The organism is Citrobacter sp. wls619, assembly GCF_005281345.1.
In the GTDB taxonomy this organism is placed as follows: domain Bacteria; phylum Pseudomonadota; class Gammaproteobacteria; order Enterobacterales; family Enterobacteriaceae; genus Citrobacter.
Genome location: NZ_SZXJ01000035.1, coordinates 1 through 11,677, shown reverse-complemented (window position 1 = coordinate 11,677; position 11,677 = coordinate 1). Strand labels below are relative to the sequence as shown.

The following is an 11,677-nucleotide window of genomic DNA, read 5'->3' as shown; positions in this document are numbered from 1 at the left end:
CGCCATCCGGCATTTTTATCAGGAGGCCAGAGACAGCTGGTGTTTCTCAACGTACTCTGTCAGCCACTGGGTCATACGCGACTGCTGTTCGGCATTCAGCCACATCCCTTCTTTCGTACGACGCCACAGTGCATCTTCTGCACGGCGAACCCACTCGTGCTCGACCAGGTATTTCAGCTCGGCTTCATAGAATTCATGGCCAAAATCTTCGCCCAACTCGGCAACCGAAGTCGCTTCGCCGATGATCCATTCCGTGTTGCTGCCATAGGTACGTGAATAATGGCGCGCCAGTGACTCGGTCAGGAACGGATAGCGACGGCGCAGTTTTGCCGCGTAATCCTCACGGTCGCCACCAATATCGCCGCCTGGCAGGATGCACTCTTTGGTCCATGCTGGCCCAATGCCCTGATAGTAAGACGACAGTTTTTCCATCGCGTGTTCAGCCAGCTTACGGTAGGTCGTCAGCTTACCGCCAAAGACCGACAGCAGCGGCGCTTTGCCATTTTCGTCGTGGATATCCAGCGTGTAATCACGGGTGATAGCCTGCGGCGAGTCGGACTCGTCATCGCACAGCGGACGCACGCCTGAATAGGTCCAGACGATGTCATCACGGCCCAGCTGTTTCTTAAAGTGCGCGTTGTAGACTTTCAGCAGGTAATTGATTTCGCTTTCATCAATTTTCACCGCTTTCGGATCGCCTTTGTATTCAACGTCTGTCGTCCCGATGATCGAGAATTCGTCCATCCATGGGATAACAAACACAATGCGTTTATCTTCGTTTTGCAGAATATAAGCTTGCTTCTGGGTATGTACGCGCGGCACTACGATGTGGCTGCCTTTGATCAGGCGAATACCGTACGGCGATGGCAGGTGCATACCGTCGTCGAAGAACTCTTTCACCCACGGACCGGTGGCGTTGACCAGGCCACGCGCCTGCCAGGTGTGTTTTTTGCCGGTATCGATATCTTCAGCTTCAACAACCCACAGACCGTTTTCGCGACGAGCGGAGGTGGCGCGGGTACGGGTTAATACTTCTCCGCCTTTGCGTACGACCATTTGGGCGTTTGCCAAAACCAGACGTGCATCGTCTACCCAGCAGTCAGAATATTCGAAACCGCGCACAATCTCGGGTTTCATTACAGAATCCGCGCCAAAACGCAAACCGGTCGAACCCGGCAAACTGGTGCGTTTGCCCAGATGATCGTACATAAACAGACCAATACGGATCATCCATGCCGGACGCAGGTGCGGGCGATGAGGCAGGCGAAAGCGCATTGGGAAAGCGATATGCGGTGCCATTTTCAACAGCACTTCACGTTCGGCCAGCGCTTCGCTAACCAGACGGAATTCGTAGTGTTCCAGGTAGCGCAGGCCACCGTGGATGAGTTTGGAACTGGCGGAAGAGGTCGCACAGGCTAAATCCTGCGCTTCCAGCATCAGCACGGATAAACCGCGTCCAGCGGCATCTGCCGCGATACCGGCACCGTTGATGCCTCCACCTATCACAATCAGATCTTTGGTTTCCATGCTGGCCTCTCGCACTTTCGTTATAGCTCATTAATGTTCGTTATCGAGCATAATAGCAAAGAATCGCGCCATTGGTAACATCGGATAAACAATTTACAGTGATACATATAACATTATGGCGTTTACCTGCTCAGGCAACGTACACTGGAGGGTAATATTGGTTACCTGCCAGAACATAAGTAGAACTTGAAAAGAGAACACCATGGATCAGTTTGAATGTATCAATGTCGAAGAAGCCCATCAGAAACTACTGCACGGAATGGCGGTGCTGGTGGATATTCGCGATCCGCAAAGTTATGCGATGGGTCACGCGCCCCAGGCGTTTCATCTGACGAACGATACGTTGGGGACGTTTATGCGTGACCATGATTTCGATACCGCCGTGATGGTGATGTGCTACCACGGCAACAGCAGTAAAGGTGCGGCGCAGTATCTGCTTCAGCAAGGTTATGATGCGGTTTACAGCGTCGACGGCGGCTTTGACGCCTGGCATCGACATTTTCCGGCAGAAGTGACGTTTGGTTCGTAAGCTATACCCTTCATTGAAGTATGGCGGGTATAACAAAGATGCAGCCTGAAACAGGCAGGGTCTATATACTGTCCTCTTTTGTGTGGAATAAGCGACAGCAACAATGTTGATGATTACCTCTTTTGCTAACCCCCGCGTGGCGCAGGCGTTTGTTGATTACATGGCGACACAGGGCGTTATCCTGACGATTCAACAACATCAGCAAACGGATGTCTGGCTGGCGGATGAGTCCCAGGCCGAGCGCGTAAGGGCTGAACTGGCGCGTTTTCTGGAGAATCCGGGCGATCCGCGCTATCTGGCGGCAAGCTGGCAGTCGGGCCAGACCGACAGCGGTTTGCGCTATCAACGCTATCCGTTTCTTGCCACGTTGCGCGAACGTGCGGGTCCGGTGACCTGGGCGGTGATGGCCGCGTGTGTGCTGGTGTTTATCGCGATGAATGTGCTGGGCGACCAGGCGGTGATGCTCTGGCTGGCATGGCCGTTTGATTCTACGCTGAAATTTGAATTCTGGCGTTATTTCACCCACGCGTTTATGCACTTCTCACTGATGCACATTCTCTTCAACCTGCTGTGGTGGTGGTATCTCGGCGGCGCGGTTGAAAAACGACTCGGCAGCGGAAAACTGATCGTCATTACCGTAATTAGCGCGCTGTTGAGCGGCTATGTGCAGCAGAAATTTAGCGGCCCATGGTTCGGTGGACTTTCTGGCGTAGTGTACGCCCTGATGGGCTACGTGTGGTTGCGCGGCGAGCGCGATCCGCAAAGCGGCATTTTCCTGCAGCGTGGTTTGATTATCTTTGCGTTGATGTGGATTGTTGCCGGCTGGTTTGATTTGTTCGGCATGTCGATGGCGAACGGCGCGCATATCGCCGGGCTGGCCGTCGGTCTGGCAATGGCATTTGCCGATACTATTCATGTGCGAAAACGAACGTAATTTCAGGGAACAATAATGAAGCAAACACAACGACATGACGCGATCATCGAGCTGGTAAAAAAACAGGGATATGTCAGCACCGAAGAGCTGGTGGAGCATTTCTCCGTCAGCCCACAAACGATTCGCCGGGATCTCAACGATCTGGCCGATCAGAACATGATTCTGCGCCATCACGGCGGCGCAGCGTTGCCGTCCAGCTCTGTGAATACCCCGTGGCATGACCGTAAGGCGACACAGACGGCGGAAAAAGAGCGTATTGCCCGTAAAGTTGCCACGCAGATCCCGAACGGCTCCACGCTGTTTATCGACATTGGCACCACGCCGGAAGCGGTCGCTCACGCGCTGCTTAATCACAGCAACCTGCGCATTGTGACCAACAACCTCAATGTGGCTAATACGCTGATGGCCAAAGAGGACTTCCGCATTATTCTGGCCGGTGGCGAACTGCGAAGCCGCGATGGTGGGATTATGGGCGAAGCGACCCTCGACTTTATTTCACAGTTCCGTCTGGACTTTGGCATCTTAGGGATAAGCGGTATCGACAGCGATGGTTCGCTGCTGGAATTTGATTATCACGAAGTTCGCACCAAACGCGCCATTATTGAGAATTCACGTCATGTGATGCTGGTGGTGGATCATTCGAAGTTTGGTCGTAATGCGATGGTGAACATGGGCAGTATCAGCATGGTGGATGCGGTATATACCGACACGCTGCCGCCAGCTGGCGTGATGCAGGTCATTGCTGACCATCATATCCAGTTAGAGCTGTGCTAAGCGAATTCCTGGCCTGATACGCGTAGCGTATCAGGCGTTAACTAAACGCCATACCCCATCATTTTCAGCAGCTTCTGCGCATGTTGCACCGCATCCTGGCGGTGCGCCACGCCAAGCTTTTGGTACAAGTTGCGGATATGCGTCTTAATGGTCGTCGCGGCAACAGCCAGCTCACCGGCAATCTGCTCGTTGCTGTAGCCAGAGTAAATCAGACCGAGAACCTGCCATTCACGCTGGGTCAGCGGGCTGGTACGGATCAGCTCCGGGACGTCCGGGTGGGTGAGCAGGCGTTCAACGAACCCTTCATCAAAGTGGGCGAATTTGTGGCGGTGATGCTGGTTAATCTCGCGCAAAATACGCTGCGCACGATGCTGCTCAAGTTCCGGTAATGTGTTGAGCTGAATCAGCTGGCGTAACTGCTGCGCCATGGCCTCGCCTTCGATCACAAAGTGGCTGATGAACCCGGTGCGGTTCGCCAGTTGCAGGGCGTCGAGCAACACCCGCTGTGCGTCATTTTTACGCCCCGCCTGCCAGTACAACTGGTTAAGCAGCAGCAGGTTACGGTTAAGATCGCTCATCAGGCGCAGGTTGCGCGCATTTTCGTTGAGTTCTTCCAGCACAATCTCTGCCGGTTCAAACTCACCCAGCAGGATCTGCGCGCGGGCGATGTTACGCCACTGGCTTTGCAGGAAGTGGTTGTTAGCGAATTCTGGTTTCGGCGTGTGGCGCAGCCAGTTGGCGGCGGAGTTTTTGTCACCGACCATTTGCCAGTAAATGACGCGTACTTTATCGGCGTTGGAGATCCAGTCGCTGTGATAGTGGCCGTTGCCCAGCAGGTTTTCCAGACGGTTAAGCAGGCTGCGAGCGTTATCAAGATCGCCCCGCGCCAGTGAACACTGAACCAGCAGCGCCAGGCACTGAAGCTGTTGCTGCGGCTGGAAGGTTGCAAGCAGTTCAATGCCGCTACGGGCAGAGGCCTCTGATTCATCCAGACGCGACCATGCCCACAGGAGTTGCGCGCGGATGCGCACCAGAAATTCGTGCATCGGCAGCTGTTCCAGATGCTGCTCTTTAATCAGCTGGAACGCTTTTTCCTGTGTCTCCCAGGCGGCCTGTAAAAAGCCCTGGGCAAATAAAATTTCGCTTTGTTGGATCAGACTCCACAGCGCGTAATGCCAGACGTCATGATGGCGCGCCATTTGCTCTGTTTGCTGCATCAACGCCAGAGAACGCGTGAGATCGCCTTTACAGTGCAGGACTTCACCGTGCACTGACGTGGCAACGATACGACTATAAAACCAGGCAATCGGTAATTCATCCAGCGCCAGTTTTGCCAGACGCTCTGCCTCGTCCGGGTTGCCGTCGTTAATCGCTACCTGCGCACGCAAAGCGTTAAATTCGGCATGTAGCGTCTGTTCCATATCGCCTTTCATTTCCTGCTCTGCGCGAGCCAGCAGGGTGTTAACTTCGCTGTAGCGGTGTTGGCTTTGCATCAGCCAGGCCTGTAGCAGCACCAGACGTGGATTTTCCAGCAGGCTTTCCCACGGCAGAGCTTTCAATGACTCTTCAAGTAATGCCAGTTCGCTGTGGTTAAACAGTCCCCACGCATGGTTCAGCAGAATGTCGCGCAGCATATGGGCGTCACCTGCCGCCAGCGCGTGGTGGATGGCTTCGGTCGGAAAACCTTGCGCCATCCAGCTTTCAGCGGCGGCGCGGTGTATTTCGGGAAGTTCGGTAGCTAACTCCCACTGGCAACGCTGGCGTAAAAAGCTGCCAAATAGCGGGTGATAGCTAAACCATTCGCCAACATCATCCATCCGCTGCAGGAATAATCCCTGACGCTCAATTTCCTCCAGCCGCATTTGGCCGTTTTCTTCACCCGTGACCCGAACAATCAGCGCATCGTTCATCGAGCGCAGGATGGCGCTTTTTAGCAGGAAATGGCGAGTTCCGATATCGACGCTGTCCAGGACTTCATCGACCAGATAATCGGATAGATGGCTGGCGTTGATACCGGCCAGACGTCGTGCCGACTGGTGGGCGGAATGGTTGTTCTGACGGGCAGATAGGGCGATCAGCTGTAACGCCGTGGCCCAGCCTGCAACGTCATCGCACATGCGGCTACTTTCCGCAGCCTCAATCGGGGAGGACAGGCGGCGGTCAAAAAATTGTTTGGCTTCCTGGTGGTTAAAGGCCAGCTGCTGGCTGCCGATTTCCAGCAGTTGATCGCGTACGCGCAGGTTGGCAATGCCCAGTTGCGGTAGGTTACGCGACAGCACGACTAACGTCAGATTCTCCGGCTGATGGCGCAGGAAAAAACGCATTGCTTCGTGGATGGCTGGATTGGAGATCAGGTGATAATCATCCACGACCAGATAGAGTGGACGATGCCACTCCGCCAGTTCAATGAACAGCTGGGCAAACAGTGAAGTCAGGCTGGCATACTGGCGTTTTTGCACCATGGCTTCGCTGGTGGTGCAGTGCCCACCAGTCGCCTGTTGGATTGCCGCAATCAAATAGCTGGCGAAGCGCTCTTGCTGGTTATCGCCTTCATCCAGGGAGTACCAGCCTAATTCGTTCTTCCCCGCCGCCCATTGTGAAACAAGCGTTGTTTTTCCATAACCAGCAGGACTTGTTATCAGGGCAAGCCTGAAATTGTTCGCGCCGGAAAGTTTAGCCAGCAGGCGCTCACGAACCACCGTATGGTCGAGTCGAACCGGACGACTTAATTTAGACGGAATCAACATAAGTTAGTCACTTCACTGTGTGAAAATGGGGGAAAACGATTTTTTTTGCGCTTCGTAATTAATAGATATAAGGTCGGCCAGAACGGGATTTATTGCAAGCTAAGCGGACTTTTTGTGTGTCTGATTTTGCACTATGTCACAAATCTATACATCTATTGCAATAATTGTTTTAAAGAGTCGCAACAGGCATGGTGACTGGATCCAGCGTTATTTTTACGGGGTGGAATAATTCCTCTTTTTTTATGTGGTTACTGTGACGATGAATAAAAGTCGATGAATTTTGTGCTCGACTTAAAACTTTCATGTGAAATATCTCAAGCAAAATATGTATTTCAGGTTAGAAACTATTTCTTCGTTTACATATTTTTTCTAAATGTCATCTTCCTGTTTGATATTGTCTGGATAATCTCTTTTGATTAATGCGAAAACCGCGATGCATTTCGGGGGGATGCGGAGAGCCTGCGTATTTATCGGCCATAACTCCCCTCTTAAAGTGGCGGCGATCACATTTTAACGCTCATCCCCGCTCCTCCTCCCTGCCTAATCCCTGCCAGGATGAGGAAGGTCAACAACGAGCCTGGCAAACTAGCGATAACGTTGTTTATTACCTAAGGACCTGGAATCCCTATGTCACAGCCAACCTTCAACAAAGATCAATTTCAGGCTGCCCTGACACGTCAGTGGCAGCGCTTCGGTTTATCGTCGGCTCGCGAAATGACGTCGCGCCAGTGGTGGCAGGCCGTGAGTGGGGCGTTGGCTGAGTTACTCAGCGCCCAGCCTGCGGCAAAACCGGCAAAAAATCAGCGTCACGTTAACTACATCTCGATGGAGTTTTTGATTGGCCGTCTGACCGGCAACAACTTACTCAATCTCGGCTGGTATCAGGCGGTGAGCGATGAGCTGAAAGCGCATGACGTCAACCTGACCGATCTGCTGGAAGAAGAGATCGATCCGGCGTTGGGTAACGGTGGATTGGGGCGCCTGGCGGCCTGCTTCCTTGATTCGATGGCGACAGTCGGCCAGTCGGCGACCGGTTACGGTCTCAACTATCAGTACGGTTTATTCCGTCAGTCGTTTGCCGATGGGCAACAGATGGAAGCGCCGGACGACTGGCATCGCGGCAGCTATCCGTGGTTCCGTCACAACGAGGCGCTGGATGTGCAGGTTGGGATTGGCGGCAAGGTCACCAAAGAAGGGCACTGGGTGCCAGGGTTTACTATCACCGGGCAAGCCTGGGATCTGCCGGTTCTCGGTTACCGTAACGGCGTAGCCCAACCGCTTCGTCTGTGGCAGGCCAGCCACGCGCACCCGTTTAACCTGACCAAATTTAATGACGGCGATTTCCTGCGTGCAGAGCAGCAGGGCATCGACGCTGAAAAACTGACGAAAGTGCTGTACCCGAACGATAACCACACCGCGGGTAAAAAGCTGCGCCTGATGCAGCAGTACTTCCAGTGCGCCTGCTCCGTAGCTGACATTCTGCGCCGTCATCATCTGGCGGGACGTAAACTGCATGAGCTGGCTGATTACGAAGTGATTCAGCTTAACGATACTCACCCGACCATCGCGATCCCTGAACTGCTGCGCGTGCTGATTGATGAGCACCAGATGAGCTGGGACGATGCGTGGGCGATCACCAGCAAGACGTTTGCTTACACCAACCATACTCTGATGCCCGAAGCGCTTGAGTGCTGGGATGAGAAGTTGGTAAAAACGCTGCTGCCGCGCCATATGCAAATCATCAAAGAAATTAATGACCGCTTCAAGAAACTGGTCGATAAAACCTGGCCGGGTGATGCTGAAGTCTGGGCGAAACTGGCGGTGGTGCACAACAAACAGGTACGTATGGCCAACATGTGCGTGGTCAGCGGCTTTGCGGTTAACGGCGTGGCGGCGCTGCACTCTGATCTGGTGGTGAAAGATCTGTTCCCGGAATACCACCAGCTGTGGCCGAACAAATTCCATAATGTGACTAACGGGATTACCCCGCGTCGTTGGATTAAGCAGTGCAACCCAGCGCTGGCCGCGCTGCTGGATAAGTCGCTGAAAAAAGAGTGGGCCAACGATTTAGACCAACTGATTAACCTGGAAAAATACGCCGACGATGCGAAGTTCCGTCAGCAGTACCGCGATATCAAGCTGGCGAACAAAGCGCGGCTGGTGAAGTTTATTAAAGCGCGTACCGGTATTGAGATAACGACTAACGCGATTTTTGATATTCAGATCAAGCGCCTGCATGAGTACAAACGCCAGCACCTGAACCTGTTGCATATTCTGGCATTGTACAAAGAAATCCGTGAAAACCCGCAGGCGGATCGCGTACCGCGCGTATTCCTGTTTGGCGCAAAAGCGGCACCGGGTTACTACCTGGCGAAGAACATCATTTTCGCCATTAACAAGGTAGCGGAAGCCATCAATAACGACCCAAAAGTTGGCGATAAGTTAAAGGTCGTGTTCCTGCCGGATTACTGCGTCTCGGCGGCGGAAATGCTGATCCCGGCGGCGGATATCTCCGAGCAGATCTCGACCGCGGGCAAAGAGGCCTCTGGCACCGGTAACATGAAACTGGCGCTGAACGGCGCGTTAACGGTGGGTACGCTGGATGGCGCTAACGTCGAAATCGCCGAGAAGGTGGGTGACGAGAATATCTTTATCTTTGGACATACCGTGGAAGAGGTGAAGGCGCTCAAAGCCAAAGGCTATGACCCGGTGAAATGGCGTAAGAAAGACAAAGTGCTGGATGCGATTCTGAAGGAGCTTGAAAGCGGTAAATACAGCGATGGCGACAAGCATGCTTTTGACCAGATGCTGCACAGTATTGGCAAGCAGGGTGGTGACCCGTATCTGGTGATGGCGGACTTCGCGGCCTACGTTGAAGCCCAGAAGCAAGTTGATGTGTTGTACCGTGACCAGGATGCCTGGACGCGGGCGGCGATCCTGAATACTGCGCGCTGCGGCATGTTCAGTTCAGACCGCTCAATCCGCGATTATCAGGCTCGTATCTGGCAGGCGAAACGCTAAGGAATCGCGATGGAAAGCAAACGTCTGGATAATGCCGCGCTGGCGGCGGGGATCAGCCCCAATTACATTAACGCTCACGGTAAACCGCAGTCTATTGGCGCCGAAACCAAGCGGCGTTTGCTTGACGCCATGCATCGCACCACCGCCGCCACGCAGGTGGCGGTGACGCCAGTGCCCAATGTCATGGTGTATACCGCGGGTAAGAAAATGCCGCTGGCGGTTGAAGGTAGCGGGGAGTTTAGCTGGCTGCTGACCACTGAAGATGGCGTACAGCACAAAGGGCATGCCACCGGCGGCAAATCTTTTCACCTTCCGGCGAAACTGCCGGAGGGCTATCACACGCTAACATTGACGCAGGGCGAGCTGCGCACCCACTGTCGCGTCATTGTGGCGCCAAAACGCTGTTATGAACCGCAGGCGCTGCTGGAGGGGCAAAAACTGTGGGGCGCGTGCGTTCAGCTCTACACCCTGCGTTCAGAGAAAAACTGGGGGATTGGCGACTTTGGCGATCTCCGTACCATGCTGGTGGACGTGGCGAAACGCGGTGGGGCGTTTATCGGTCTTAATCCGATTCATGCGTTGTATCCGGCGAACCCGGAGAGCGCCAGTCCGTACAGTCCGTCTTCGCGCCGCTGGTTAAACGTCATTTATATCGACGTCAACGCAGTGGAGGATTTTCATCTAAGCAAAGAGGCGCAAAGCTGGTGGCTGAAGCCCACAACGCAGCAAGCCCTGCAACGTGCGCGGGATGCCGAATGGGTTGATTATTCTGCCGTTACCGCACTGAAGATGACCGCGCTGCGCATGGCGTGGAAAGGCTTCTCCGCTCGTGATGATGAGCAGATGGCGGCATTTCGCCAGTTTGTGACTCAGGAAGGCGACAGCCTGTACTGGCAGGCAGCCTTTGATGCGCTGCATGCGCATCAGGTGAAAGAGGATGCGTTGCGCTGGGGATGGCCGGTATGGCCGGAAGCTTTCCAGTCGGTAGATTCGCCGGAGGTCAAACAGTTCTGTGCAGAGCATCGTGATGAGGTGGATTTCTACCTGTGGCTGCAGTGGCTGGCGTATACCCAATTTGCGGATTGCTGGGAAACCAGCCAGGGCTTTGCCATGCCGATTGGGTTGTATCGTGATCTGGCGGTTGGTGTGGCCGAAGGTGGGTCAGAGACCTGGTGTGACCGTGAACTGTATTGTCTGAAAGCCTCCGTTGGCGCACCGCCGGATATTCTTGGGCCGCTTGGGCAAAACTGGGGGCTGCCGCCGATGGATCCGCACATCATCGCGGCACGGGCCTACGAACCGTTTATCGAACTGCTGCGTGCCAATATGCAGAACTGCGGCGCGTTACGCATCGATCATGTGATGTCGATGCTGCGCCTGTGGTGGATCCCCTACGGAGAAACAGCCGATCACGGCGCCTACGTCCATTATCCGGTTGATGACCTGCTCTCCATTCTGGCGCTGGAAAGTCAACGCCATCACTGTATGGTGATTGGGGAAGATTTGGGGACTGTGCCGGTAGAGATCGTCAGCATGCTGCGTGATAGCGGCGTCTATTCCTACAAGGTGCTCTATTTTGAGAACGACCATGAGAAGAATTTCCGCGCGCCAAAAGCGTACCCGGAACAATCAATGGCAGTCGCGGCGACGCATGACCTTCCTACGCTTAAAGGCTATTGGGACAGCGGCGATCTGACGTTGGGTAAAGCGCTGGGGCTGTACCCGGATGAGGTTGTGCTGCGAGGGTTGTATCAGGACCGGGAACTGGCCAAGCAGGGGCTGCTGGATGCGTTGCACAAGTACGGCTGTCTGCCAAAACGTGCCGGGCATAAGGCATCGCTGATGTCGATGACGCCGATCCTCAATCGCGGGATGCAGCGTTATATCGCCGACAGCAACAGTGCACTGCTGGGCCTGCAGCCGGAAGACTGGCTGGATATGGCGGAACCGGTCAACATTCCGGGGACCAGCGACCAGTACAAAAACTGGCGACGTAAGCTTACCGCCACGCTGGAGCAGATGTTTGCCGATGAGGGCGTGAATAAACTGATCAAGGATTTGGACAAGCGCCGAAAAGCGGCCGCCGCGAAGAAGAAGTAAAAAAGCCGGGGATTTCTGAACTGACCCCATAATGTTGGACAGTTT

Annotated in this window: 7 protein-coding genes; 5 read left to right on the top strand and 2 right to left on the bottom strand. The window is 54.2% G+C overall.

The window, feature by feature from the left end:
* Window positions 1-18 precede the first annotated feature (18 nt).
* Window positions 19-1,527: a glycerol-3-phosphate dehydrogenase gene (gene glpD / locus FDX19_RS05650; RefSeq protein WP_137381950.1), complete on the bottom strand. Its 1,509-nt coding sequence runs from the start codon at window positions 1,525-1,527 to the stop codon at window positions 19-21.
* Window positions 1,528-1,729: 202 nt separating this feature from the next.
* Here glpD and glpE point away from each other — a divergent pair, with 202 nt between their 5' ends.
* From glpE to FDX19_RS05635, 3 genes are all read left to right on the top strand, one after another.
* Window positions 1,730-2,056: a thiosulfate sulfurtransferase GlpE gene (gene glpE / locus FDX19_RS05645; RefSeq protein ID WP_005121614.1), complete on the top strand. Its 327-nt coding sequence runs from the start codon at window positions 1,730-1,732 to the stop codon at window positions 2,054-2,056.
* A gap of 103 nt (window positions 2,057-2,159) precedes the next feature.
* A complete protein-coding gene (gene glpG / locus FDX19_RS05640; RefSeq protein ID WP_137381949.1) occupies window positions 2,160-2,990 on the top strand; it encodes a rhomboid family intramembrane serine protease GlpG in 831 nt (276 codons plus the stop codon).
* Between the two features lie 15 nt (window positions 2,991-3,005).
* Window positions 3,006-3,764 carry a DeoR/GlpR family transcriptional regulator gene (locus FDX19_RS05635; protein WP_003023499.1) on the top strand — a complete coding sequence of 253 codons (759 nt, stop codon included), beginning with the start codon at window positions 3,006-3,008 and terminating at the stop codon, window positions 3,762-3,764.
* 41 nt (window positions 3,765-3,805) lie between these two features.
* Here the strand turns inward: FDX19_RS05635 and malT are convergent, their stop codons facing one another.
* Complete coding sequence (gene malT / locus FDX19_RS05630) at window positions 3,806-6,511, bottom strand: HTH-type transcriptional regulator MalT (protein WP_137381948.1); 2,706 nt, start codon at window positions 6,509-6,511, stop codon at window positions 3,806-3,808.
* Between the two features lie 627 nt (window positions 6,512-7,138).
* On the opposite strand from malT, the gene malP reads away from it, so the two are divergent.
* Both malP and malQ read left to right on the top strand, forming a co-directional pair.
* Window positions 7,139-9,532: a maltodextrin phosphorylase gene (malP, locus tag FDX19_RS05625; RefSeq protein WP_137381947.1), complete on the top strand. Its 2,394-nt coding sequence runs from the start codon at window positions 7,139-7,141 to the stop codon at window positions 9,530-9,532.
* A 9-nt stretch (window positions 9,533-9,541) separates the two neighbouring features.
* Window positions 9,542-11,632 carry a 4-alpha-glucanotransferase gene (gene malQ / locus FDX19_RS05620; RefSeq protein WP_137381946.1) on the top strand — a complete coding sequence of 697 codons (2,091 nt, stop codon included), beginning with the start codon at window positions 9,542-9,544 and terminating at the stop codon, window positions 11,630-11,632.
* Window positions 11,633-11,677 lie beyond the last annotated feature (45 nt).

What these genes read in the sequence shown, in the direction of transcription:
- malQ (WP_137381946.1), top strand. Translation starts at nt 9,542, where the DNA reads ATGGAAAGCAAACGTCTGGATAATGCCGCGCTGGCGGCGGGGATCAGC.
- malP (WP_137381947.1), top strand. Translation starts at nt 7,139, where the DNA reads ATGTCACAGCCAACCTTCAACAAAGATCAATTTCAGGCTGCCCTGACA.
- FDX19_RS05635 (WP_003023499.1), top strand. Translation starts at nt 3,006, where the DNA reads ATGAAGCAAACACAACGACATGACGCGATCATCGAGCTGGTAAAAAAA.
- glpE (WP_005121614.1), top strand. Translation starts at nt 1,730, where the DNA reads ATGGATCAGTTTGAATGTATCAATGTCGAAGAAGCCCATCAGAAACTA.
- malT (WP_137381948.1), bottom strand. Translation starts at nt 6,511, where the DNA reads ATGTTGATTCCGTCTAAATTAAGTCGTCCGGTTCGACTCGACCATACG.
- glpD (WP_137381950.1), bottom strand. Translation starts at nt 1,527, where the DNA reads ATGGAAACCAAAGATCTGATTGTGATAGGTGGAGGCATCAACGGTGCC.
- glpG (WP_137381949.1), top strand. Translation starts at nt 2,160, where the DNA reads ATGTTGATGATTACCTCTTTTGCTAACCCCCGCGTGGCGCAGGCGTTT.